A 25,146-nucleotide genomic window follows, 5' to 3' on the forward strand; every position below is an offset into this window, starting at 1 on the left:
GTTGTTTCGTTCACTTTTGGTCTGCCGTTTTATCTACTTTTTTTACCTGTGCGGGTATGCCGACTGCCGTCGCATGGCTCGGGATATCGTCGATAACAACGGCGTTGGCCCCGATACGAGCATGATTGCCGATGTGAACCCCCCCGAGGATCTTTGCTCCGGCCCCGATATCGACATGCCCTTCGATTACCGGGAAGCCTTGCTTTGGTCCTTCACCGACGGTTACCTGTTGGAAAATCAGGCAGTTTGGCCCGATTGTCGCTCTGGGATGTATGACGATGCCATTTGGATGGGGAATGAGAAGGCCTCCTCCTATTCGAGTGTTGATGGGGATGTCCGCCCCGCAGACAGCACTCCAGAACCTGTGGCTCAGTACGGCGAAAGGTTTCATTGCTCGTGACGTAAGGCCCTGTTTCTCCAGTCGCTGGTAGAGTCGAATCGCCGAAAGCATTTTTTTTCCGGGTTCATAGCGTCCGGGAATGATTTTTTCCCTGTCCCAGTCGGCTTCTGTTGCTGATATCATAGTGCTTCTTTTGTTTTCCAGATCCCGGTGCAGTGTTCTTCGAGAAGCCGGGCTCGTTGTTCGGCAACCTGTTGCCAGGTGAACTGTTTCGATCGTTGCTGTGCGAGATTTCCGATCTCTCTTCTCCTGTCTGGGTTTTCCACCATGAGTGTCATTGCCTGGGCCCATGCATCGATGTCCATATCCGGCAAGATGGTGCCGTTCTTGGTGTTTTCAACGATTGCGCCTCCACCCATGGCGGTGACAAGGGGGGGGATGCCATGGGCCATTGCTTCATAAGTGACCATCGGTCCACCTTCCTCGAGGCTTGGAAAAACAAAAACGTCGGTTTTTCGGTAAAGCTGGCCGATATCTCTGGTATAGCTCACATGACGTACGTTTTTGGTGCTCTCGAGTGAAGGGTAGTGCTCCTGTATTTCGGGAGCTATAGAGCCGCACAGCAGGAGTTCTGCGTTGAGGTCCGCCCGTTTCCATGCTTCGAGAAGCAACGGTATTCCCTTGCGAAGACAGATGGTGCCTGCAAAAAGAAAGATCGGGCATGAGGCGTTCGGTGACTCTTTTTCTCTGGACGGGAAACGTTCAGGAGACCATCCATAGCTGGTGGAAAGCAGTTTGCGCTCGTCGACGTTGTTTTCGAGCATGGATTTACGAACCATGGGGCTGGGGCAGAACACGGCGTCTACAATGTCGAGTTTACGGTTCTCTTCTTCAATGGCTTTGTCGGTGATCGCTGTCGTTACAGGGATGTTCCAGTGTTCGGATGCCTGTTGCAGGATACGCTGCGCACTGTGCCTGTGGCAATTGATACGTTCGATGATTATGGTTGTGCCACGTCTTTCGAATTCTTCGAATATTTCCAGAGAGAGTCCGGCCCACAGATAGACGTAAGGGGACTGTTTCTCCGTTTTTAGAAAATGGCGTTCGGCGATTCTCCGGGGGATAGCCGGATTGGCCAGCCGGTAGACAATTTTTTTTGCAAGACCGCTCATGGCGGGCTTGAGCCAGGAATAGCCGAGCGCCGTGTCGGCACTGGGAACGGTCAGGCTGACATCTCTGTCGCTGTTGTGCCAGTGCCGGCAGAGTGAGAGAGGTACGTGACTGTTACCGAGATTCGATGCATGGTATCCGAACAGTACGGGCAGGTGGCTCATTTTTTTCTCCCCCATTTCGTTTTCGCCTGTATTTTTTGCAAAAGTGTTCTTGCCATTTCCGGTGTATTATGAAAGAGCGTTCTTGCTTTTTCCTTTGTTTTTTGCACCAGTTCTGTGGTTGATGGTAGTTCTCCGAGAAGCGTTTCCAGCTTTTCGGTATTTACCCGGTTGAGAAAATCAGGGCGTTTTTCAAGCAGTTTATCGATACTGAAAGACCGTTTGCAGCCTCCCCAGTTGAGTACAGGGGCGATTACCGGAGCGTTGAGGTATACCAAACGTTCGGCAACGGTTCTCAAGTCTCGGAAAAGCGTGCTGTCACCGAGCGCGATCAAGGTGGTTATGTCGGTGTGAGTCACGAGGTTTTCTGTCAGGTCACTTTCCTGGAGGGGGGCTGTATCGATGCAGATGATATCGTATTCCTTGCGGATCTCTTTAAGGACAGTTGCCAGTTTTTGTTGTGGAACGCTTTCACCAGTTGTGTTTCCTGTCGGCATGATATCCATATTGTTTTCCATTTCTTTGTGTATTGTTGTTTTCCATGGAGTCGATGAAGAGAGTATGTCAAGAAGTCCGGGTGCATCGGCAGGTATAGCAGGTACAAGTTCTGTCGACAGGTTCGAGGTATCCGCATCGATGAATAGAATTGTCGGTACAAGGGTACCGAGTGCACGTGCTGTGTTGAACGCGATCGAGCTGCTCCCGACGCCTTTTTCGATACCGGTAAACAAAATGATTCCTGCTCCATGTTGTTCCTGTTCGTGTTTCAATCGTACAGCAAGGCTGCGCAGGGCTCCTGCTGTAACGGGATTTGAATCGATCTCCTGAGCGGGCAGTGCTTTTCCTGCATCCGGAATGACTGCTGCCGGGGGATGGCCAAGTCCGTGCTGGATATCTTCAGGTCGGCGTATGCGATTATCGAAAAAGTCATACGCGAGAAACAGGCCGCCGGTGCTGCCGAATGACAGAACGAAAAAGATCAACATGAGCTTTTTAACGTTAGAGCCGGCTGCACTATCGGGTTCACGCGCCTGTGACTCGATGGAGATGCGTAAGGGAGCTTTGCCTTCGACCTCGAGTTCGTGTATTCTTGTATCGATACGGTTGAGCAGTGCACGTTTGTGCTCGAGCCGGGAGTCGAGAGCTTGGCCGAGATGCATACCAACTGAAATACGGACACCTTCTTCCTGGTTTTGTTTTAACTTTTCAAGCACTTCAGTTTCAGCGTTCGATGCTTTTTCAAAGCGATTTTCCGCGAGTATCAGACTTTTTTGAAGGTCATAGTCGCGCTTGCCGTAAAGAATTGTTCGAGCATTGTCGCGGATTTCATTTTCCAGTTTGTTTTCGTAGCGCTGCATTCCTTCCATACGTTGTTCGACATAAATACGGTCGGGATTGTCTTTAGTCAATCCGTCGGTTGAACTTCTCATCTGCTGGAGTTGCTGATAGGTCCAGGAACTGGTGAAATCGAGAGACTGATCTTTTATGACAAGTTCTTCGACCATGGGATCGAGAGAAAGTGACTCGAGCAGCTCGTTTGCTTTCAGTGTTGTGTTGAGGTTGTTTTCGGCGATAACCCGCTCTTCGAACGTTCGGACATAGAGTTTTTGCAGCTCCTCGGTTTTTTTGCTTGCAAGGTTGTAATCTTCTGAAAAGGAAGCGGTATAGATATCGCCGGTAAGCTCGCTGAGCTGTTCCTCGATGTTGGTTATTTCAGCTGTCAGTCCCTGTTGTTTGCTGCGAAGAAAGGTCAGGCGTTCGTTGTCCTGCATTTCCGTGTTGGTACGGACTTTTTCAAGAAAGACTTCCATGAATGTGTTCAAGAGGGTGGCGAGGCCTTTTCTTTTCGGACTTGAGACAGTGACCTGGATCAGATGGGTGCCGCTCATGGGTGTGACTTTGATGATCAAACCGAGAATGTGTGCACATTTGTCGGCTGGAAGCGCTGGAGGCAGTACAGCCGCTTTTTCTTCGGGTGTGAGCTTTTCAACGGTTCTTTTCAGAACACTGAACTGCATCATTCTTTTGGCCTGTGTTCTGGCATAGTCCTGGTAGTAGTTGATGATGGAAGGGTCTTCACTTTTGGTTATGAGTGACGGAATCACGGGATCGATGCGCATGAGCGCTTTCGCTTCATAATTAGGCTTGCTGATCAACAGGACGATCGGGACGGTGAGGGTGAAGAGAAACGAACCGATGATCAGAGCAAACAGACCGTATCTTTTCAAAAACCCTATTGTATCGAAGGCTTTGGACGGTTTACCGTGAGGCAGTGGATTTGTCGTTGTCTGAAAGTCCGCCATTATGGTTTTCTTTTACTTGCGGAAAAAACCGGCAACAGGTCGGCGGCTCTTTGTTTTTCATCTGCATTCAGTACGGTATACCAGAGGATTGTCAGGGTGACGGTGATGTAGAGTATTCCATAACCCAAAACGATCATGATCGTCTCTATTCTGCCTCCTGAAGGTAGCGTCAGGGTTGTGATGTAGATGCCGGCGGCGGGAATGAGAGGAACAAGCGCGGGTATGATCGCGTGCCGTGTCAGTTCTTTCAGGGAAATCTGGAACGTGAAATTGCTTCGCCAGAAAAAAAATATGGCGCTGGCGGATGATGCGGCAGCCAGGGCGCCAGCCGCTCCTGCTAAGCCGTAAGATGCGGTTGCTGACGGGAGCCACAACAGAACGAGGACCAGCTGTGCCAGCAGGTATTCGAATTCTCTGCCGTTTCGGTCGATACCGCGGAATATAAGATTGCCCGGCCCGGTGGAGAGCTGCATGGTATAGGCCAGAGAGATGAAAACCATGAGGATTATCGCCTCATTGTAGCCGGTTCCTACCCATGCGTTGATCAGCGGGGTTGCAGCTGCGATCAGGAATGCGAAAGTGGTTATGCTTACAAGGTTTGTATAGCGGAGTCCGTTGAGGTAGAGCATTCTCAGTTCACCTTTGCTGAGCTGTTCCCCATGTCGATGCTTTTTTCTGAGCGGTATAAAAAGGACGATCGATACAACGGCGAGGAGCGGAGCTGCAGATTCTGCAGGAATCGGGAGCATCCGATTTACCGAAGGCAGAAAAAGGGCTGGCACGGATCCTGCAATAAACATGAACAAGGCGATGTGCACATAGTTGCGGGACCGTTTTGCCGGTGAATCGTGAGACTCTTTTTCCCATGAAGCATCGAGATGAGCTGCTGTCGGCAGAAAGGGGCCGAAAGCCGATTCGGATATTTTTTTTGCGGTAAACGGTAACTTTCGGCCGATTTCAAACATTCCTACTGCAGCAAGGCCGGATATGGCGGTGACAAATATCCTGTCGAGAGCGTTCAGAAAAATACCCACTGCGCCAAGTGCCTGTACTTTCCCGCCGAACACGAAAAAAAGCCGAAAATGTTCATGGTTTATGAGACGGGGTGACAGACGGATTCCGGGAAGAAGGCGGCGGATGAGCAGCCCACAACTCCAGGTTTCAAGGATAACTCGTAACGCGTAAGCGTAGAGAAGGCCCATAATGCCCGTTCCGAAAAGAAGAAAGGCTATGATTGCGGCAACTTCTGCAAGACCGGCAAACGTGGTGATGGTTTTTTCTTTTGCGATTTCATGCAGTCCATTGATGATGAAGCGGAATCCGCCAAGAGTCAACTCGAGGCTGAAAACCACAGCCGTTCCGAGAAAGATGGACGTCGCTATCGATTGCTGTGCCTTGTCTATCTGAAAGATATCGTGAATCAGCGGCATGAACAGATACAGCAGCAGAATGAAAAACAGGCTGAATACGAGCATACAGGCGATACCGGTTGAAAGGAGTCTGCCGATCTCGCTTTGACGGCCTTCGGCAAGATAGCGGGCTGTATAGCGGATATACGTGCTGTTGATACCGAACCCCCCCATCGAGGCGTAAGAGAGAATAATGAAGCAGAGCGACCATAAGCCGAATTCAGCGAGGGTGAGATAGTTCAGGATGAACGGTGTCAGAATCAGTCTGCTGACAAGATAGATTCCAGTTGCTATCATGCCCGATAGTGCGTTGCCTGCCATTTTTTGCTGTATGGAACGGTTCAGATCCATGGTACGGGCATTAGTCGCTGCTGGTGTTTACAAATCCTTCCTGACCCCAGAGTTCTCTGCGTATTTCCTGCATGATGCCGAATGCTTCCGCATTGTCGGTTATGAGGTTGAGGACTCGCAGGGGCGGTATCAGTTTTTCGATCGTATAATTGAATTTTGTCATGCCGTCGGGACTGACAAAGACGATATCGTTTGGCTTGAGAGCGAAGTTCTGGCTGAAATCCCCATGTTCCAGGAGTTTTTTAAGGTTCACTTTTATAACATCACCTTTCATGTTCTGCTGTCTGATGATGAATACTTTTTCGGTGTTGGCATGATTGCTGATTCCACCTGCAAGCATGATCGCTTTGAAGACATTCATGGTACGTTTGAGTTGAATGGCTCCAGGTGTAATGACTTCACCCATGACATAGACCAGCTCGTCTTCGGCTTCCGGAATGAAGATGATGTCGTTGTTTTTTATTCGGGCATTCAGGGCCATATTGCCGTTTTGGAGAAGTTCCTGAAGATCTATCCAGATAACCGTGTCTTTTCCCCTGATGATGGCGCATTTCGTCAGAAAGGTTTCTTTTCCGTGATAAGGCAGTCCGCCGGCAAGTGCGAGCGCTTCGAGAAGCGTGCCCCTGCCGGGGAAATTCACGACACCCGGTTTGGTGACCCTGCCAAGTACAAATGCCTTGTTGTTCTTGTGCTTTTCCACTCTGAGCGTTACTTCCGGTCTTGTGTAGAGCTTTTCGAGCTTCGAAGTGATTATCTGTTTTATTTCCTGTGGTGTGCGGTTGAGAACGTTGATGCTGCCGATTCTCGGAACAGCTATCAGCCCATCGGGTGAGACGACGATGTTTTTCTGGGACAAGTCGGGTCTTTTCCATACCTGGATATTGATTTCATCACCTGGTCCGAGACGGTACTGGAATTTTTTTTCAGGAGAGAGTTGGGCTATTTTTTCAGCGGATGCGAATTCCTGTGTTTTTTTTGGGAGTTCTACATTGAAATCCGATTCGGGAGGAGGAACGAGTGCTGTTTCTTCGGGTGAAATGGTCGTACAGGATAACAGGAAGAAAAACAGAAGAGCCAGTAGAACGCCGAAGCCATGCGTATCGCTATGGTTTCGAACCGGGATCGCTTCTGAAACTCTTTTCCTGAACGCGCTATGAGGTGAAGTGTTGTTCTGCAGCATGCTTTTGCAATGAACATGTTTTCAAGCCCTTTGAACGGCCTCTCTTTCAATGTGTACCTCGTACCCCGATGGCTGAACGGGTAAAAATGTTCGACGGGATGTACGGAGATCGAGATGCCTACAAGATGTACCTCAAGAACTGTGCCTAACGCTTTTTTTGTCTAAGATTTTGAGAAAAAACAGGATACAGGCTTTTCTCATGAACTGTTCGCTGTCATTTAGCGAGAAATGCTTTTTTGCTCTCTCATGTTGAGAGAGGTTTTGAAAGGGTTTATTTTTTTGCAATGACTTTTGCCGGAATACCAACCGCTATCGAATTGTCGGGGACTGATGAGATGACGACGGCGTTGGCCCCGATATCGACATTGTTGCCGATCGTGATGTTGCCGAGCAGTTTTGCGCCAGCTCCGATATTGACGTTGTTTCCTATCTGCGGAGCGGCTTTTTCTTCGATATTTTTGAGACCGACGGTCACGCCGTTTCGGACGATGCAGTTGTCTCCGAAGCGGGCGTATCCGCTGATAATGATGTCGCCGAAATGGTCGATACGAAAATTTTTGCCTACAGGAACTTCACAGGGAAGCTCTATGCCGGTAAGGATCTGTATGATTTTGTAGAGCAGTTTGTAAAGAATGGAGAACGGTATCCGGATGAGTCTGTTTGTGATGGAGTAGCGCCATTGTCCGAAACGGTAGACAACCATGACCCAGAACCCTTGGCTGCTCCATTTTCCCTCGTAGGTGTCGAGGTCTGAACGTATGTTGCTGAAAAGTGCCATTGGCTTTTACCATGGTGTGGGAGGTGAAAGACGGCCGAATCGGGTATCCTGAAGCGATCCGGTGATCTGGTGCATCACTGCCGCAGCCGCTGTCCGTTTCTTGTCTGCATTGTCGCCGGGCAAGAGAAGATTTTTCGTGTAACGGATAGCATGCCAGAGCAGTTCGACGCCTGAGCTGGCAAGCACTGCACCGAACCCGCGGTTTTTTCTGTAATACAACCATTCGCTGCGCATTCTGAACGTGAGAATCTGAGACGCTGCGGAATCAAATGTCATATCTTTTCTTGTCTTGCTGCTGGCTCCCCCGATGTGGAGTACTTCGGCGTCAGGAATGAAGCAGACTTTCCAGCCTTCTTTTTTAGCTCTCAGGCAGAGGTCGGTTTCTTCGTAATAGATGTAAAAGCGCTCGTCGAATGCACCGATTGCGTCGAGCATGTTTTTACGTATGATCGTAAAGGTTCCCGGTACCCAGTCGACTTCGAGAGGCCGATCATGAGCGAAGCCGCCGAATTCATGCCGGTTGAAAAATGGTGATTTCGGGAACCGCGCACTTAAACCCGAAAGCGTGAGGAATTTTGAGAGTGGCGAGGGAAACCGGCGTGCCGATGGTTCGAGGTTTCCTTCGGGGTTGATGATTTTACCCCCGCATATGCCGCATTGGGGCTTGGCGTCCATGAAGGCTATGGCGTTTTCGAGCGATGTCGGGCCGATATATGCATCCGGGTTGAGGAGGATGATGTAGTTCCCCTGAGCGATATCGAATGCCTGATTGTTTGCGGCTGCAAATCCCATATTGCTCGAGTTTGCGATGAGAGAGACGTTTTTGAACCGTTCCCGAACCATGGCTGCTGAACCATCGTGAGAGTCGTTATCGACGACGATGACTTCCATGGTAATTCCATTGCTGTTTTTAAACAGGGCGTCAAGACACTGTGCCAGGATATCCCTTGTGTTATAGCTGACAATGACTACTGTGACCATGAGTGCTGGGGGGTTAGTGTATTTCCGGTTGTTTTGACATCGTAATGGTATTGGTGTTGTTTTCCCGACGGCAGGAGACGGTATCCATGAGCGAGCGTATAAGCAGCAACCCGTAGCCGCCCTCAGGATAGTTTTCGATATCGGGAGCAGGAGGCTCGATGGTAAATGCCGGGTTGCTGTCGGTGATGGATGCGGTAAGCTGTTTTTCTTCGAATCGAAAAGAGATCGTGACCGGTTGCGGATGTGACGAAGGCGATGCGTAACGGGCGGCATTGGTAAACGCTTCACTGACCGACAGTTCGAATGCGTGCTGAAAATCATCGATTCCTTTCGAGACTTTCATGGAAGAGAGAAACAGCTCCGCTGTTTTCGAGGCTGTGAGGGAGGCAAGTCGGGTGAAGCGGATGTTTCCCGGTAGACAGAGGGTTATGGTACTGTCCTTCATTGACTTGCTGTTTTCGTTCTGCAGTGCTCTGCTGCCGACCGGGCATCGTCGTAGACGTCGAACAGCTGGAAAGCTTGGGTTATTTCAAAAACTTTCCTGACGTTATCGTTCATACTGGTCAGTACCATGTCTGCTTTTTTTTCCCTTTTTTTCCGGGCAATTCCTACCAGAGCCCCAAGACCGCTGCTGTCGAGAAAATCAACTTGAGAAAGATCGAGAACAACGGTTGCCGAGGTTTCCGATAACACTTTGTTCTCATTCAGCAGGGATGCCGTCGATGCGTCGAGTGTTCCCACTGGCGCAACGATAGTGATGTTGTCGAGTTTTGTTTCTTTGATAATCATGCTGTCGTAGTGTCATGGAATCTGTTAATGAGGGATTTCATCGTCAATCCTATATCCTGTAAAGGATTGCTGTGTATCGCGTAGAAGCGCTCCACAATTGCGGCATCGCTTCCTCCGACCGGCCAGTTTTCCGCTTCGGCGTAACTGAAGACAGCAGGCCGGTAACCGGGGGTGGCGGCAGGGGGGGAAAGGTTTTTCTCCTCTGCCGCTATCGGTGCATTGCCGATAAGTGAGAGTTTACCGCCGACCACTCTGAATAGTGTCGGGAGTCGGTCGAGAGAAAGGGCGAATGCAATGGCGCTTAGCGGTCCGCTTCGCTCGATGCTGACGTCCGGCAGGGAGATGACACCCTTGCAGGTATGGTCGTAGCAGGTTTTTCTGCTGCTTTTCCATTTGCCTTGTACGGCGAGTATCGGTGTGATCAGGATGAAAGGGATAACCAGCAGAAGAATCAGTACGATCGCAGTAAGAGTGTGTACGATGGTTCTGAGAAGATTACCGATACCGCGTGCCGTGTCTTTTATACCTGTCAGTAAATGGGGGTCTTCCATTGCAATCGATACAGCTCCTTGCGGGGAGATCAGGGTGTTGCGGTTGGCCATTTTGTGTTCAACGTCGAGTTCCTCGCCAATGTAGGTGTTGTCGAGAACGATGCTTTCCGTTATCCTGCTTTTTCTGTCTATGATGACGTTACTGCCGATGACGGCGTCAGGGCCGATGACCGATCCTGCGAGTATCTGAACATTGTTGCCGATGCTGACCGGTTTGATGATTTCCGCGCTTTTGCTGATCGTGACGTTTCTGCCGACATAGCTGTCAGGTTCACTGCCATAACCCGGAAGAACATAACGCGATGATTCATGCCGTAGGATATGCATGGAAAGGTCGTAGTAGCTTTCAACGGAGTCGATAGGGGTGAGTGATACCGGGGTCTCATCGTTGTTTGCCATGTTTGATTCGGAAACTGTGAAGAGGCGTATACTGCCGGTTGTACAAGAGGCTACCGTCCCGTCCGGCATGGAGTTGAAAAGATCTCTGTAGTCGTTCTTCTTGTCATATCCGACGAACACGAATCCGTCAATGACCATGACCTTCGAATCATTACAGAACCTTCGGTTCTTTTCGAAGATGGTTTGATGGTCATCCGACTCTTTTATATGAGCATAACTCATCTGAACACCCCAGCGACTGCCGTCTTCACAGTATTGCTCTACTTCCTGCAGTGGCCCGTCGCTCAGCAGGCGTATCTCGCGGCTGCCTGCAAGGACTGCAAAATCTACGAGAAATTCGACGAAGGGTTTATTACAAATCGGCAGAAGCAGTGGCGCGAGCCCTTGCAGTGCGCTTGTAACCCATGCGTAGCTGTTCTCCCTGATAGTGAGCAAGGTTTTCATAGGTTGTTTTTTTATTGCTGTTTTCCTGTGTTGAAAGAGTCGAGCGCTTCATGGCAGTCGTGATAGATGGAAAAAAGCTGTTTTGCCTTTGTCAGCTCGAAAACCATCGATACTTTGGGGTCGAGGCATGCAAGCCTGAGGTCTCCGTTTTTTTCGAGAGCCTTGCGCAGGCATCCGACAATGGCACCGAGCCCGCTGCTGTCGATGAAGCTGAGTGCGGAGCAGTCAAAAACAAAGTCGTTTGTTTGTTCGAGCCACTCGGGAAATTTTTGCAGCAGGATACCGCTGTTCGTTGCATCGAGGCGCCCTTCTATCCGTGCGACGCCTATGGTCTTGCCCGTTGATGTATCAAGATGCAGGGTCATTGAAAATTCTCCGTTAGTATGCCCCTTTTCCGATAATGACGGCAGGGATGGTTTTTAAAAGAAGTATGAGATCGTTGCCGATACCGGCACTTTGGATATACTGCAAGTCAAGCCGTACCTGATCGGTAAAAGGAATGTCGCTTCTGCCGCTGACCTGCCACAAACAGGTTATACCGGGGATGATATGCAGGCGCTTGCGCTGTTCAAGAGTATATTCGGCAACCTCGTTGGGCAGCGGCGGACGCGGACCTACCAGGCTCATGTCTCCCTTGAGAACATTGACTAACTGGGGAAGTTCATCGATACTCAGCTTACGGATTATTCTGCCTGTCCTGGTGATTCTGGGGTCCTTTTTCATTTTGAAAATCACTCCTGCCGCGGATTCATTTTGCTTCGATAAACTTTCTTTGATGGCATCGGCATTGACTACCATGGAACGGAACTTGTAGAACCTGAAATGTTTTCCATTGTGTCCGACACGCGTTTGCACATAGAATATCGGGCCGGGATTTTCGATCCAGATGGCAAGGGCTGTCAGGAGGAGCAGTGGAAACAGCAGAATGAGAGCTGTTATGGAAACCACAAGATCCAGTCCTCTTTTCAACAGATAGGAGAGCCTGATCGTGAATTCCCAGGCGGCAACTTTCAACGTCCTTTTGTATTTCATGCCGGGGTTGAGTGTTCCGCTGATTTTCTGGATCAGTTCCTTGCGTACCGTAGGGTCGAGTTCCATTGCTTTCAGGGGTTCATGCTTCTGGTAAAGAGTTTCCATTTCATGACGCGGTAGAGAAAAACAGGGTTGCCTACGATGTATCTCCGCCACATTCTGCCGGGTTCCTGCATGATGCGGTATACCCATTCCAAACCTGTTTCACGCATCCACTCGGGTGCACGGCTGATGTTGCCGGAATAAAAGTCGAACAACCCGCCCACTCCAATGAGGATTTCCGGTTTGAGGTGCCTGCGGTATCGAGCTATCCATTTTTCCTGCCTCGGTGCTCCGAACGCTACCAGCACTATCGATGCTCCTGAATTGTTTATCGTTTCGATTATTGTGTCGCTCTGCGTATCGTGGTCGAAGTATCCATTCGCTGTGCCGGCGATGGTGACATTGAATGCTTCTTTGATTTTTTCGGCGGCCTTCTTGGCTACACCGGGTTTGCTGCCGAGCAGGAACAGCGATTTTTCATCTTCTGAAGCCATTGTACAGAGATAGGGGAGCATGTCTGTTCCATTGATGTTTTCCCTTAAAGGTGTCTGCAGGAGTTTTCCGGCGATACTGAGGCCTATGCCGTCGGGGAAGATGTAGTCACCTTTTTCAAGCGTCGAATAGTAGTCGGGATCGTCGACCATTTTGTTCATGCAATCGGGATTGACGAAAAAAATGCTGCATTGTTTTTTCTGTTCGAGGTGTTTTCTCATGATCGAGACGGCTTCTTCCATCGTGATATTGTCGATGTCGAGCCCAAGCAGATGAAATACTGTTGATGGTGCACGGTCTTCTTCTTGATAGAGCAGTGCGGGGAAAGCGCGCAGAAACAGTAAAAGATCATAAAACGGACGTTTCCTGAAGATATATTCCCACTCTATCGCCGTCTTTCCTTCATGTGCGATCTTGGTTGATCTGCGGATATCCCAGAGAGAGACAATGCCGGGTTTGATCGTTTTGATATATGCGTCTTCAGCGTTTCCCGGGCCATCCTCTTCTTCTCTGATTGCCGTACCGACAAGCGCAAGACGTCCGGTAAACAGTTCCAGAAAAAGCGGTAGTCCTGAAAGGATGGCTGCTGTCGTGTTGAAGCGTTGTATTGTGATGGGCTTTGCCGTTGCATTGAAAACGCTGTGTCTGGAAAAGACAGGGGTGCCTGTAAAGAGCTTTCGTATCGTAAACACGATAAACGTGGGTAAATAAAGCAGAAGGGTGACGGTAATGCCAACAGAGAGCTCGATGAGCCGTACCATTGCTTCTGCAACAATTGCACTCAGCCTGAAAACAATTCGCCTGAGTCGGCTTCTCAGCATGGAAAAACGTCCCGATAAACGTTTTTCGAGAGACATGGCTGAATCTTTTCTCTGATCCATTGGTTTCTGGTTTCGGTCTTTCTGGGTTTGGGTGATGATCCTTTCCGCGTATGCAAAAAAGCTTCTGTAGCTACCGAGAAATATCAGGCCTGCTGAACGGAGGTTTTTTTCCTTTTCATGATCGATGTCGGCCGACAGGCAGATCATGTTTTGCGGGGCGAGTTTCTGCCTGACACGGTGAAGCAGTCCTGCGTTGAGTTGTACCGGAAAACTGTCGGTCATGATGGCAAGTCCTATGGCGTGGCGTTCTGGTGCCAGTTGCTCGAGCTCGTTTTCGGTTTCGGTGAGGGTCACCTTGTTGTATCGGCTTTCAAGCAGTTGGAAGAGATCGGCAACCTTCTCTTTTTTACCGAATATGACTGCTTTTGCTGTCATTTCGGTTTTCGGTGTGTTCGTCCCGGGATATTCTGTATTGGGTTCCATTCCTGCCAGATTGAGCATGAAGAGGTTTCCTGCTGTTACTGTTGCAAAAAAGGGGCCAAAAGTGACTGATGGTTTGAAAGTCCCGTCAGTTCTCTGTCGGTGAAATTTCCGCTCTCGGTTTGTATCGGAGTTTTTCTGTCAGGATGCGAGAATGTTTCGGGATTGTCTCTCAGGAAGAGAGGGTGGATCAGATGCTATACAGTTTTATTCTGCGATAAAGGGTTGCCTCGCTGATACCGAGAAGCCTCGCGGCAGCCCGTCTGTTGCCGGTCGTTTGATCGAGTGCTTTACAAATGGCTTCTTTTTCGTGAAAAGCCATACTGGACGGCGGTATGGTGGGGGGCTTCCGGCTACAGGCGTTTTCAGGCAAGGTGATCGAGAGATCCTCCAGTTCGATGGAGCTTTCCGGGGAAAGTGTCACGGCATTTCTGATGACGTTTTCGAGCTCCCTGACATTGCCAGGCCAGTCATAACGGCAAAGGGCGGAAAGTGCATTGCTGGAGACGGATTTTTCCGGGTATCCTTCACCGGCCATTTTTTTGAGAAAATGTCCACAGAGTAAAGGAATGTCGGAGAGTCTTTCCCTCAGGGGAGGGGCATAGATGGTAACGGTATTGAGGCGGTAGTATAGGTCTTGACGGAATGTTCCTTTGGTGACGGCTTCGGCAAGGTTTCTGTTTGTCGCGGCTATGATTCTGATATCGACCGGATAAATTTTCGATGATCCGACCGGTTTGACGGTTTTTTCCTGGAGGGTGCGCAACAATTTTGTTTGCAGGGCAAGGGGGAGTTCACCTATTTCGTCCAGAAAAAGCGTCCCACCGTCCGAGGACCTGATCAGGCCAAGGGTATTGCGATCCGCACCGGTAAACGAACCTTTCGTATGTCCGAACAGCTCGCTTTCGATAACACTTTCATTTATTGCCGCGCACTCGACTGGCATGAACACCCTCTTTTTTCTATTGCTGTGATCGTGGATCGATCGGGCTATAATCTCTTTGCCTGTTCCGGTCTCTCCCTGCAGGAGAACCGTGGAGGTTGTCGGTGCGATTTTGCTGATGATGCCTTTGATTTTTTCTATCTCAGGGCTGTTGCCGGCAAGAAAATTGCATGTAAACTGTTCCGATTGCCGGTTCATTTCCTGAAGTTCCGCATGAGGGGAGGAGGCACCGGTAAGGAGCATGTTGCGATGATGTGAAGGAAGAGCCAAGAGGGTAAGCAGGGTTTTGGAAAGCTCGTCACTGTTGGCGAAAAGCATGATTTTTAACGAAGGTCTGTGCTTGAGCATCTTTTCTGTAATTTGAACGAGGCAGGCGGTTCCTTCGTTTTGAACCGCAAGAACAAGGTCCGGCTTTTCGGTTGTTACAAGCTTTTCTGCATCAGATGGGCTTTCGGCAAAAAAAACGTTCAGGTCGTCTGCGTCGGAGTCCGGTCTTCGATGGTTTTTATTTGAAAAGCTGTCGAAAATTACAATGGTTGCAGTCATAGGTCACCTTTTTTCATTCGTGGCGGCTTACGTTTTTTTCTTCCTTGTATCTTCAATCCGGATAACAATACAGGTGACATCGTCGTCAAATTTATCGTTTCCGGAAAAAGTCGTTATGGCCTCGTGAATCTTTTCTATCAGTTTATTCGGTGAAAGATGATGGTGGCTCTCGATCAGAGCTGCGAGCCTTTCCGTTCCGAAAAGGATGTCACTACCGGGAGAGCGGCTTTCGGTAATGCCGTCCGAATACAGTACCAGCAGGTCGTTATTCTCAACCGGACAGGATACGGTTTCATAGTGCTGCATTTCAATCATTCCTATCGGCAGGTTTGTTCCTTTGACGAGAGTACAGGTTCCGGTTTTCGAGTGAAAATGAATTGTCGGGGTGTGCCCGCAGTCGATTATCGAACATTCTTTATTTTCTAGGTCGAGCCGCAGAAAAAAGAGGGTGGTGAAGGTGCCGAGTTCGATCAGTTCATGGGTGCACCGAGCATGTACAGCGGTGAAAGTATCTTCTATATCGGGCAGTTGTGCGCCGCGGGACTTTGCCTGCGCGAGGGATTTCAGGAAAAGATTTTTCACTCCAGCACCGACGAGCGCCGATTGTATACCGTGTCCCATCACATCACCGATGAGAATATCGACATGCTGTTCGTCATAAATCACGAAATCGGTGAAATCGCCGTCGAGGTGCCCCGACGGGAGCATCAGCCGGTTGATCGCCGCCCCCTCGAGAGTGACGGGTGCGGGATTTTGCAGGAGCTTTTTTTCGATCTGTGATTCGAGCGCTTTCTGTAACGTGTCGTACCGTTGCCGGCTTCGTTCTGCCTCGATTCGGGCGGATATGTCACGGGCGATGATAACCGTATGGGGCAAGGTGTCGATATGAACGCATCCTTTTGATATTTCAAGGGGCAGGTTCGAGCCGTTTTTTCGTTTTCCTTCCACCTGATGTATTACGTTTTGACCATTGATGTTTCCACTTTCTGAAGGAAGGCCGCAAAATTGCTCCAGGTTGATGTCCAGACTTTCGGGGTTCATGACGAGATCCAGAAAATGCTGTTTCCTGTACTCGTCGCGTTTGAAGCCGAACATGATTTCGGCTGCGCTGTTACGGTAGATGATTCTTTGTTCCTTGTCGAGCATGAAGACGGCATCGTGTGCGGCATCGTTCATGGAGCGGTATTGCTGTTCGCTTCTCTGCAGTTCTCTCGTTACCGATTGCAGGGCTTCGTTTGCATCGATCAGCTCCTGATTTTTCACCGACAGTTCGTGAAACAGCTCTTCCCGCTCTGTTTTGATGAGGTAGTAGTCGATCGCATCGTTCAGTATCGCTTTAAATGAAGAAGGATCGACCGGTTTTGGAATGAACCGGAAAACTTCACCGGTATTGATGGAGTCAATTATCTGGTCGATGTCCTGTGACCCGCTGAGCATGATTCTGATGGTGTCGGGATAATGCATTTTAATGGTCTTGATCAGTTCAAGACCATTCATTACGGGCATACGCAGGTCGGTGACGACAACATCCACAGATTCATTGGTCATGAGCTCGAGGGCATTCTCACCGCTATCGGCGAAATGCTTGTTGAAGGCCTCACGTCTGAGAAAACGCCTTATCGAGCTGAGTATGTCCGACTCGTCGTCAACAAAAAGAATCGTGATGTCACTTCTTTGTTTCATACATTTCTCATTCTGTTTGAGGCTCGAGGGGGAGTGCGATCGTAAATACGGTACCTCCTTCAGGTGGACAGTTCACTGTCAACTGTCCACCGTGTTTATGGACGATGATATCATATGAAATGCTCAATCCAAGTCCGGTTCCCGACCCGGGTTCCTTTGTCGTGAAAAAAGGTTCGAAGATCCGGTGTCGTATTGCCTCCGGTATTCCGGGACCGTCATCTCTGATATGACAATACACGCTTTGGTTGTCGTATCCGGTGTCGATGGTGATGGTCCCTTTTTCCTTTTGTTTCAGGGATGCGATAGCGTGTGCGCTGTTGACGATAAGATTCAGAAATACCTGGTTCAGCTGTTCGGGGTTACAACGGACAGAGGGGATTTTGCCGAAAAGTGTTTCAACATTTGCATGGTAACGGTATTCATTGCGCGCGATGACGAGTGTATCTTTTATGCCTTTGTTGAGGTCGAACGGTACTCTTTCGTCAATATCGTGTTGGAATGAAAAGTTTCTCATGCTCTCGATAATTGTTCCGATACGTTCGAAACCTCGCTCCGATTCGGCAAAAATTCCGGGAAGTTCGTCGATGATCGCATCGATGTCAAGCTCCTTGTCGATAGTGTCGATTTTTGCAAGGGAGTCAGGAGGCAGTTCACCGGCGTTTACCCGGCGGCTTACTGTGCGGTATTCCTGGAGAATGTTTTGCAAATCATCGAGGTCTTCTTTCAATGTGGCAAGGTTGAGCCTGACAAAATTGACTGGGTTGTTGATCTCATGGGCAAGGCCTGCAGCAAGTTGACCTATCGAAGCGAGTTTTTCCTGAAGAATCATTTGCTGGTGTGTGATTTCAAGTTGCCGAGATCTTTCCTGAACGCGTTCTTCGAGGGTCTGGTTCAGTTCCCGAAGTTTTTCTTCGGCCTCTTTTCTTTTGGATATGTCGAGTATGATTCCCCGGATACCGAGCGTTTTTCCTTCGCGGGTCACCGGGGCTGTATACACGAGAGCAGGGAAGGTCGTACCGTCTTTTTTATAGCCTTGATATTCGTTGTTTTCGAACGGTTTGCCGTCGAGCAGCAGTCTTATGTTGTTTCCAGCCTTTTCTCTTTCTTCGGGGGCAAACAGTTCTGTGCTGTCAATGCCTTTGGCGAGGTCATCTTCACTGTGGCCGAACAGTTCGAGCCCACGGTTGTTGCTGTAAGTGATGATACCTTCACGATCTGTTTCAAAGATGGGCTGCGGCAGCAGGTCAGCGAGTTCCTGGAACCGGCGTTCGCTTTCAGCAAGAGCTTCCTGTTCCTTTTTTCGTTCAGTGATATCCTGCTTAATGCTGATATAGTATGTGATTCCCTGTGTCGGATCGATAATCGGGCTGACGATACAGTGCTCGGCGTAGAGATCCCCGTTTTTTTTTCTGTTGATGAATTCACCCTGCCATACTTTCCCTGACGAGATTTGTTGCCAGAAACGTCGGTAATACTCACCGGACTGCTTTCCGGACTTCAGGATACTGATGCTTTGTTCTTTCAATTCCTGCTCGGAGTACCCTGTTATGGCGGTGAACCCAGGATTGGTGTATTGTATGATCCCTTTTTCATCGGTGATGACGACGCCAAGGGGAAGCTGCATCATTGCCGTTGAAAAAAGATCGAGATTGTGACGGAGTTCCGATTCGTAAAGAGCGTTTTTAGCAGTGATGGCAACCCGGTCAGCTCCAAACGGTTTGAGAAGGTATTCATATGCCCCCATTTTGAGGCAGCGTAAAGCCTGTTCGATATCGTCGGACCCGGAAATCATGACGACCGGTAACTTGAGACGATGCTCATGGATGTACGAGAGTATCTCCATGCCGTTTTTTCCGGGCATATTGATGTCAAGAAACAAGAGATCGATCCGTGAACGGTTCAGCATTTCCTGGCAGGTGTTACCATCCGATGCAGAACGTGTCGTATAGCCCAGTTTTTGGAGCGTGTGCGTCAACATCTTACGCATGATAGCACTGTCATCGGCTATGAGCACTGTTGTCGCTTTCTTTTGTGCAGAAAAAGCGGTTCTGCTCGCCTCGGGGGTATTCATGACAATGTGGCCTGTAGGGGATGTCATGAGATTTGGGGTAAAGTGGTCTTGCTTACCGATACGTTACATTCTGGTACTGCTTTAAGGTTGTTTTGTTACCGCTATTCTCACGTCCTGGTTTCTTCGGTCAATCGATAAAAAAGTCAAGCTGTCCACCCTGTGCGGTTGATGACAACGGGTTGTGGAAGCGAATTTTACTTCTTTAAGACTTTACAATATAGTAATTATTTCTGTTCCTGGATACTCTAACCGGATACGACCGGAGTCCACCGGTCGGTCTGCTGTAACCAGGATAGTGTAACTGTTTATGCGTTATGCAAGGGTATTGATACAGCAAGGGTGCAAGACGTTTATTTCGCCAGAGCTATAGGATAGGTTCTTCAATGTTCCATCGGGTTCTCAAGAGGTGCTTTGAAAGGTGAGCGTTTCCTGTCGTTTTGTCTTTTCTGTCGGTATGATTACGAGCCTCCGATTCCGCCATCGATATTCTGGCCCTGTCAAAAATAGCCAGACGTTTAATGACTGGTTACCCAGTGCGCCAACATCAAAAGTCCTGGATTCTGGGATTATGAGGGTGGGATATTCGTAAAATGGGAGGATCAGGGTAGATGCTCGTATTATGCGATATGAGGAATTTTTTTATGGATGAACAAATACAAATTACGGCATGTTCTCTCTTGCTGCCGTGAGAAGCGGCTTGGAGATGCACCGCTCGATAGAAAGATTTCTCGGATACTGTCGTCAAGATAACCATACGTTGATCCAAAAAAAGGGAGAAGATATTGGCTATTCCAACATCGCGAACAAAAGCACCGGCAGAAATCGGAATCGACAGAAAAAAATGTACAGGGTGTGGGCTCTGTGTATCTGTTTGCAAGGATTTCAGCATCGTAATGAAAGAGGGAAAGGTCGAGGTACATGATCATCCGCTGTTCGGGTGTATAGGCTGTGGGCACTGTATGGCAATATGCCCTTCAGGAGCAATCGAGGTATCAGGACGCGAGTTTTCACCTCACGATCTGTTTGAGCTTCCCGATCGGAAAGATGCTGCGACCTACGAACAGCTGCACATTCTTTTTCAGAGGAGAAGAAGCGTAAGGGAGTTCAGGGAAGCACCTGTTGACGGTGATTTGATAAAAAAGATTCTGGATACGGCAAGGACAGCTCCTATGGGGTTACCGCCTTCCGACGTGAATGTTCTTGTCCTGAACTCCAGAGAAAAAGTGAGATCGTTCGCAGAAGATTTTTGTTCTTATCTGGAAAGCATGAAGTGGATTGTGTCCGGATGGTTTTTATTGTTGATGCGTCCTTTCTGGAGCAAGGAAAGTCATGAAATGTTCAAGAAGTTTGTTAGACCGCTGCTTCATGCCTATACGGAAAACATACAAAAAGGGATCAATCTCGTAAGTTATGACGCACCCATGGCGATGTACTTTTACGGGTCGCCCTATACAGATCCTGCCGATCCTATTATTGCGGCTACGTATGCCATGGCTGCTGCCGAGGCACTTGGATTGAGTACCTGTATGATCGGCGGAATACATCCTTTCATTCAAAATGGAAGAAAAGCGAGGGAGTTCAGGGAGAAACAGGGAATAAGATCTGCAAGCAGAGAGGGCTTGTTCGTGCTGTTCGGGTATCCAAAAGTGAACTATACCAAGGGAATACGGAGAACGTTTGCATCGACAGAAGAGAAACAGTAGCAAGCAACGCTGTACCCTGTCATGAATCCAAATTCATTTGCCCACCACTATCACTCGGCAGGAGACAGGTTCAGCCGTCCGACAGCCTCCGTGACGTCTTCCGGCCATATAAAGATCCGGTTGTAAGGCTTTACCTTGAAATATGATTGAGGATAATAAATTTCGCGTGTGGTCATATCCATGCAGAACCTGCTGATCCACGAGTATTTTTCCCTGTTGGACAGCCTTTTGCCATGGACTATTTTCCTGGTCACTTCATAGAGTTTGACGCACATCCGGAACTCGTACCCCGTCAGGGTAAGAGGGTCGGCCCATGCCCCTTTTTTTTGTTTTACCGCCTCTTTGCCGGTTTCCTGCAACAGCACCAGGTCGAAATGCTTCGGCAGGCTCGGGTAGATTGGTAACGTCGCGGCCCAGCCTTCGCTTACCATCAGCAGGTTGAAGGTCGCACGATCCTTCGCCGACATGCCGGCGCGCTCTTCTGCATTGTAACTCGGGGCCAGATAAACGAGCAATCTGCCGTATTGATCGAAAGGTTCGTCGGCCGCACGGAGGTAGACACTGCGTTTCCGACTGCTGTCGGGCTTGCTCAGCTTTTCCTCGATCAGGCTGCGGAAAACTTCAGTTGCTTTCTTTCCCTGTTGTTCCTGGAGGGTGCCAGCCTTTCCCGTGGATAGTTTAGAGTGCAGTAAGGCGGAGAGATCCTCGTTGATCGGCGCGAGGCCCTGTTTCATCCATTCCGCTAACTGAGCCAGATTCTCGTCCTGATTCGAGGGCTTTGCTCTGCCGGGGTAATGTACTTCAGGGGTGTCGATGCTCAACATGCGAATTGACATCGAGACATACGGTGTATCGCCGTCAGTCGCTCTCAGGTATTGTTTTTTGCCGAGAGAGTCCAGCTCGAAGCCTTTGGGGTCCCAGAATATTCCAACCTTTTGCATGCTCACTCTCCCTGCTGTTTTGTACACCGGTTAATGAAGCACACTTCACTCGATTATCTTTAAAATACCGAATACTTCACTATTGTCAATGATTTCGCGAGTAAGCGATACGCTCAAAGCGTACGACATCTTATTATTTGATGCGGTTGAGGAATCGGAAATCCTCGGCCCTCATTCGAGCACAGACGTTATTAACGCTTTTTCAGCAGCCCCGCTCGAAGAGCGGATTGTTTTGCAATCCGGCGGTGCAGTGAAAATCGACAAACTCTACCGTGAAAGTTGTGGCTTCTAAACTTTCACGCTTTCAAAGCCGTAGTCATCGTGATATCTTACCGGATGAGAAAGTATTCATGTAAGGGAACTACAGATCAATAATAAGTACAACCCGTCTTCGTCGGTATAAGCAACCAACTCTAAAGAAAAAAAGCCCGGCTCATCACCGGACTTTCCGTTTCTCAAGACTTATAATCCCCACCAGGGTTCTTTTCCTTCCTCTTTCCATACTGTGGCTTTTTCAATTACCTTCTTGGCCTTTTCCTTTGTTTCGTCATCATACTGCTCATATTCTTCGCTGTACTCTGAAAGTCGAAGAGAAACGAACCAACGATCGTTCATTTTCCGCATCCATATCGTGGACCTGTAAATATCACCTCCGAGAGAGTAACGGAAAAGCACAACGCCTTTATCAGCAACAGTAAGAGAATCAGCAACCTCAAGTGTGTGAATAATTTCAGGTCGATGCTTCCGGAAAAACTCGTATTTGTCATAAAGAGTGTTAGCCGGAGCTACTGGTATCCAAACTTTTTTCAGGTAACCAATGGCAAGATCCTTCATATACCTATTATCCACAGATTTCAAAGGACTCTCAGTCTGTACAGGATTCTTCTGTTCGCAGCCAATGAAAAACAGCGCGGTAAGAACAATAAAAAACAATGATTTACTCATGATCCCCCATTGATGAATGTTGATGAATACGCCAAAAATAACGCTCATCGCCTACAAAATCAAATGCCGGGAACGGCGGCTGCCAATCCTTTCTTCAAGACATCAAACAACTCATCCATTCCTGTGTCCAAAGAATAGGGGACGTTCGTAACTACTGTAACGTATTTGCGCAAAAGACAATTGAAAGATAACCGTACGCTGAGGATGATACACTTGTCGATCACAAGTATCTATTCCTTTATTGAAGGCAAGAGTTCAGGAGATGCTTTATGTACCTATGATGGAACTGACGTTTTGTTTGTCCAAAGAATAGGGGACGTTCATAACTACTGCAACGTATTTGCACAAAAGACAATTGGCGATAACCGTACGCTGAGGATGATACGCTTGTCGATCACAAGCATCTATTCCTTTATTGAAGGCAAGAGTTCAGGAGATGCTTTATGTCCCTATGATGGAACTGACGTTTTGTTTGTTGAAAGATGCCGGTGAGGCATGGCTTACATTTGAGTGTTGCGTAGAAATGCGGTATCTTTCAGAAGGTCCTGTGAAAAATCTGTGCTTTTGTTGGGACTATAGGTACCAAATCATAAGTGGCACCAATGAATCGGCAACCAACAATCGAGAAAAACCATGGATGAAGCAATAGTACAAGAAAAGCCAACCACCGAGGGTACCGCAAAAATCGTCTACATACTCTATCTTGTAGGGCTCGTATTTGGTGTTACAGCGATAATCGGTGTTGTCATGGCGTATATCAATAAAGACGATGCTCCGGACTGGTTGAAAAGTCACTACGAATTCCAGATCAGAACGTTCTGGATAGGATGTCTTTACCTGTTCGTAGGGATAATACTCTCTTTTGTTGTTATCGGAATACTGGTACTAATATTCTGGGTGGTCTGGTTAATTATTCGCTGCGTCAATGGCTTAAAGTTTCTCGACCAAAAAGAAGCACCTCCAAACCCGACCGGATGGATGTTCTCATAGCAACTACATCGTTCTGCTTTATCGATTGTCCTTCATTCTACCGGTGTAGCGTCTATTCCCTCAGTACACGTTCCTTATAAACAACTCCGGATCGACGCTGGTGCCGTAGAGGTAGGGGCCGTTGAGAATTGAACAAACAGTGTATGTACTGCGTATCTTTTGAAAGATATTGATGATTTCTGTTACATTGATTATTAGAATTGGGAAACAAAGAGTTTAAATATGATATCAGTTAAAGACTTTAAACCTGATTATATAACTGATGCCAAAGGTCGAAAGCGAGCAGTGATTTTACCTCTTAAAGAATATGAAGAGCTGCTTGAAGACTTGAGTGACCTTGCTATGGTCGCGGAGAGGCGTGATGAGCCTGTGATTGCTCATAAAAAAGTTATGGAAGAGCTAAAACGCGATGGGTGTCTACCAGATTGAGTGGAAGTCGTCAGCATTGAAAGAGTTAAAACGGATCGATAAAGCAGTGGTTCCTCGAATTGTCGATACCGTTCAGTCGTTGGCATCCAACCCTCGCCCTTCGGGAGTACGTAAAATTAAAGGGGCAAGCCGGTTATTCCGGGTGCGAGTTGCCAATTACAGGATAGTCTACGAGGTGGTAGACGAGAAGTTGCTTATACACATTGTCCGGGTTCGTCATCGAAAAGATGTCTATTTAGACAAGTGATACTATGGCTTCTACTGTCATTGAAATTCTGCAAACATAAAAAGCCATTGAGTCGTTCTGGTTACCCCACCTAATATTCACTTTCCACAAACAACTCCGGATCGACGCTGGTGCCGTAGAGGTAGGTGCCCCAGTGGAGGTGGGGGCCGGTGGAGATACCGGTGCTGCCGACGGTGCCTATGGTTTCGCCTTTGTTCACGACATCTCCTTCCTTGACGCTGATCGAATGCAGATGCAGGTAAATCGACGTCAGGCCCTGGCCGTGGTCGATGATGACGGTGTTACCGTGTACATGGAAGCGGTTTGACTCATAGCCGGTGAGCATGACTTTTCCCGGCGCAGGACTTTTCACCGGAGTGCCTCGGGGAACGGCGATATCGATGCCTTTATGGTAGCTCGATACAGGTGCGCCATTGTAGGAGCGTTTCACGCCGAAAGGGCTTGATTTTCTGCCGCTGCAGGGATAACTGAAGCGTTCCGACCAGAGCTTTTTGCTGCTCAGTGTTCGGAGCCCCTGTTTCACCTGCTCTTTTTCCTCCTTGGTCGCTTTCAGGCTGTTGGTTTTTCTGTCGAGCCATATTTTCTGAACAGGCCGGTTGTTTGATACAACCGTGACGGGAATTTTTTCTTTCCAGTCATCGGCCTTTGCAAGTATGGCGTAGCTGCCGGGTTTCGACAGGTTCTCGACCGGTACGAGTGCCCGGTAACTGCCGTCTTTCTGCCGGAACATGGTAAAATGTTCACCATTGAACCAGAGGTCTGGAATGAAACGGGTTCCCGATACCGTTGCGGTAAAAAATTCACCCTGTTTTTTGGAGACGGTATCCAGGGTGAGGCTTGGTTTTGTATCGGCGACGGCTTCTGACAATACGCCTGTTAAAAGACAGAAAAGCAGGATTGAAAAGCGTTTCAGCATCTCTTTCAT

24 protein-coding genes are annotated in these 25,146 nt (G+C 48.6%); 5 read left to right on the plus strand and 19 right to left on the minus strand.

Annotated elements, in window-relative coordinates; all coding sequences use genetic code 11:
- Nucleotides 1–10 precede the first annotated feature (10 nt).
- The 16 genes from QZ209_RS05870 to QZ209_RS05945 all read right to left on the minus strand — a co-directional run bounded on the left by QZ209_RS05870 (nucleotide 11) and on the right by QZ209_RS05945 (nucleotide 18,966).
- Complete coding sequence (locus QZ209_RS05870) at nucleotides 11–523, minus strand: serine acetyltransferase (RefSeq protein ID WP_294345659.1); 513 nt, start codon at nucleotides 521–523, stop codon at nucleotides 11–13.
- On the minus strand, nucleotides 520–1,689 hold the full coding sequence (locus QZ209_RS05875; RefSeq protein WP_294345661.1) for a glycosyltransferase family 4 protein: 1,170 nt from the start codon (nucleotides 1,687–1,689) through the stop codon (nucleotides 520–522). Before QZ209_RS05875 ends, QZ209_RS05870 begins: the two co-directional genes overlap by 4 nt.
- Nucleotides 1,671–3,974: a cellulose synthase operon protein YhjQ/BcsQ gene (locus QZ209_RS05880; RefSeq protein WP_294345663.1), complete on the minus strand. Its 2,304-nt coding sequence runs from the start codon at nucleotides 3,972–3,974 to the stop codon at nucleotides 1,671–1,673. Before QZ209_RS05880 ends, QZ209_RS05875 begins: the two co-directional genes overlap by 19 nt.
- Entirely contained in the window at nucleotides 3,974–5,734 is a 1,761-nt protein-coding gene (locus QZ209_RS05885; RefSeq protein WP_294345666.1) for a polysaccharide biosynthesis protein, read from the minus strand. The genes QZ209_RS05880 and QZ209_RS05885 overlap by 1 nt, the downstream gene beginning before the upstream one ends.
- Before the next feature lie 10 nt (nucleotides 5,735–5,744).
- Complete coding sequence (locus QZ209_RS05890) at nucleotides 5,745–6,914, minus strand: polysaccharide biosynthesis/export family protein (protein ID WP_294345669.1); 1,170 nt, start codon at nucleotides 6,912–6,914, stop codon at nucleotides 5,745–5,747.
- A gap of 271 nt (nucleotides 6,915–7,185) precedes the next feature.
- Nucleotides 7,186–7,692 (minus strand): serine acetyltransferase, encoded by a 507-nt coding sequence (locus tag QZ209_RS05895; RefSeq protein WP_294345672.1) that lies wholly within the window; start codon nucleotides 7,690–7,692, stop codon nucleotides 7,186–7,188.
- A gap of 6 nt (nucleotides 7,693–7,698) precedes the next feature.
- Nucleotides 7,699–8,673: a glycosyltransferase family 2 protein gene (locus tag QZ209_RS05900; RefSeq protein ID WP_294345675.1), complete on the minus strand. Its 975-nt coding sequence runs from the start codon at nucleotides 8,671–8,673 to the stop codon at nucleotides 7,699–7,701.
- Between the two features lie 13 nt (nucleotides 8,674–8,686).
- Nucleotides 8,687–9,118: an ATP-binding protein gene (locus QZ209_RS05905; RefSeq protein ID WP_294345677.1), complete on the minus strand. Its 432-nt coding sequence runs from the start codon at nucleotides 9,116–9,118 to the stop codon at nucleotides 8,687–8,689.
- Complete coding sequence (locus QZ209_RS05910; protein WP_294345680.1) at nucleotides 9,115–9,462, minus strand: STAS domain-containing protein; 348 nt, start codon at nucleotides 9,460–9,462, stop codon at nucleotides 9,115–9,117. The genes QZ209_RS05905 and QZ209_RS05910 overlap by 4 nt, the downstream gene beginning before the upstream one ends.
- The gene (locus QZ209_RS05915) at nucleotides 9,459–10,856 is read right to left on the minus strand and encodes an NDP-sugar synthase (RefSeq protein ID WP_294345682.1); all 1,398 of its coding nucleotides are present in this window, start codon (nucleotides 10,854–10,856) and stop codon (nucleotides 9,459–9,461) included. The genes QZ209_RS05910 and QZ209_RS05915 overlap by 4 nt, the downstream gene beginning before the upstream one ends.
- 11 nt (nucleotides 10,857–10,867) lie before the next feature.
- The gene (locus tag QZ209_RS05920; RefSeq protein ID WP_294345685.1) at nucleotides 10,868–11,221 is read right to left on the minus strand and encodes an STAS domain-containing protein; all 354 of its coding nucleotides are present in this window, start codon (nucleotides 11,219–11,221) and stop codon (nucleotides 10,868–10,870) included.
- Between the two features lie 13 nt (nucleotides 11,222–11,234).
- Nucleotides 11,235–11,954 carry a sugar transferase gene (locus tag QZ209_RS05925; RefSeq protein ID WP_366515754.1) on the minus strand — a complete coding sequence of 240 codons (720 nt, stop codon included), beginning with the start codon at nucleotides 11,952–11,954 and terminating at the stop codon, nucleotides 11,235–11,237.
- A gap of 5 nt (nucleotides 11,955–11,959) precedes the next feature.
- Nucleotides 11,960–13,726: a WecB/TagA/CpsF family glycosyltransferase gene (locus QZ209_RS05930; protein WP_294345690.1), complete on the minus strand. Its 1,767-nt coding sequence runs from the start codon at nucleotides 13,724–13,726 to the stop codon at nucleotides 11,960–11,962.
- 187 nt (nucleotides 13,727–13,913) lie between these two features.
- Nucleotides 13,914–15,212, minus strand: a complete 1,299-nt coding sequence (locus tag QZ209_RS05935; protein ID WP_294345692.1) for a sigma-54 dependent transcriptional regulator — start codon at nucleotides 15,210–15,212, stop codon at nucleotides 13,914–13,916.
- A 27-nt stretch (nucleotides 15,213–15,239) separates the two neighbouring features.
- On the minus strand, nucleotides 15,240–16,895 hold the full coding sequence (locus QZ209_RS05940) for a SpoIIE family protein phosphatase (RefSeq protein ID WP_294345695.1): 1,656 nt from the start codon (nucleotides 16,893–16,895) through the stop codon (nucleotides 15,240–15,242).
- A 7-nt stretch (nucleotides 16,896–16,902) separates the two neighbouring features.
- Nucleotides 16,903–18,966 carry a PAS domain S-box protein gene (locus tag QZ209_RS05945; protein WP_294345697.1) on the minus strand — a complete coding sequence of 688 codons (2,064 nt, stop codon included), beginning with the start codon at nucleotides 18,964–18,966 and terminating at the stop codon, nucleotides 16,903–16,905.
- A gap of 782 nt (nucleotides 18,967–19,748) precedes the next feature.
- Here QZ209_RS05945 and QZ209_RS05950 point away from each other — a divergent pair.
- Nucleotides 19,749–20,669 (plus strand): nitroreductase family protein, encoded by a 921-nt coding sequence (locus QZ209_RS05950; RefSeq protein ID WP_294345700.1) that lies wholly within the window; start codon nucleotides 19,749–19,751, stop codon nucleotides 20,667–20,669.
- 50 nt (nucleotides 20,670–20,719) lie between these two features.
- On the opposite strand, the gene QZ209_RS05955 is transcribed toward QZ209_RS05950, so the two are convergent.
- Complete coding sequence (locus QZ209_RS05955) at nucleotides 20,720–21,610, minus strand: thermonuclease family protein (RefSeq protein WP_294345703.1); 891 nt, start codon at nucleotides 21,608–21,610, stop codon at nucleotides 20,720–20,722.
- A gap of 88 nt (nucleotides 21,611–21,698) precedes the next feature.
- Here QZ209_RS05955 and QZ209_RS05960 point away from each other — a divergent pair, with 88 nt between their 5' ends.
- On the plus strand, nucleotides 21,699–21,902 hold the full coding sequence (locus QZ209_RS05960) for a hypothetical protein (RefSeq protein ID WP_294345705.1): 204 nt from the start codon (nucleotides 21,699–21,701) through the stop codon (nucleotides 21,900–21,902).
- 170 nt (nucleotides 21,903–22,072) lie between these two features.
- On the opposite strand, the gene QZ209_RS05965 is transcribed toward QZ209_RS05960, so the two are convergent.
- A complete protein-coding gene (locus QZ209_RS05965; RefSeq protein ID WP_294345706.1) occupies nucleotides 22,073–22,555 on the minus strand; it encodes a hypothetical protein in 483 nt (160 codons plus the stop codon).
- Between the two features lie 633 nt (nucleotides 22,556–23,188).
- Between QZ209_RS05965 and QZ209_RS05970 the strand changes: the two genes are divergently transcribed.
- The 3 genes from QZ209_RS05970 (at nucleotide 23,189) to QZ209_RS12620 (ending at nucleotide 24,221) form a co-directional block, all read left to right on the plus strand.
- The gene (locus tag QZ209_RS05970; RefSeq protein WP_294345708.1) at nucleotides 23,189–23,545 is read left to right on the plus strand and encodes a DUF4870 domain-containing protein; all 357 of its coding nucleotides are present in this window, start codon (nucleotides 23,189–23,191) and stop codon (nucleotides 23,543–23,545) included.
- 222 nt (nucleotides 23,546–23,767) lie between these two features.
- Nucleotides 23,768–23,974 carry a hypothetical protein gene (locus QZ209_RS05975; protein WP_294345710.1) on the plus strand — a complete coding sequence of 69 codons (207 nt, stop codon included), beginning with the start codon at nucleotides 23,768–23,770 and terminating at the stop codon, nucleotides 23,972–23,974.
- Nucleotides 23,955–24,221 (plus strand): type II toxin-antitoxin system RelE/ParE family toxin, encoded by a 267-nt coding sequence (locus QZ209_RS12620; RefSeq protein WP_110022975.1) that lies wholly within the window; start codon nucleotides 23,955–23,957, stop codon nucleotides 24,219–24,221. Before QZ209_RS05975 ends, QZ209_RS12620 begins: the two co-directional genes overlap by 20 nt.
- Before the next feature lie 70 nt (nucleotides 24,222–24,291).
- Here QZ209_RS12620 and QZ209_RS05980 read toward each other — a convergent pair whose 3' ends face one another.
- Complete coding sequence (locus QZ209_RS05980) at nucleotides 24,292–25,146, minus strand: M23 family metallopeptidase (protein WP_294345711.1); 855 nt, start codon at nucleotides 25,144–25,146, stop codon at nucleotides 24,292–24,294.

Origin of the sequence: Prosthecochloris sp. (assembly GCA_015482705.2) — a bacterium.
In the GTDB taxonomy this organism is placed as follows: Bacteria; Bacteroidota; Chlorobiia; order Chlorobiales; family Chlorobiaceae; genus Prosthecochloris.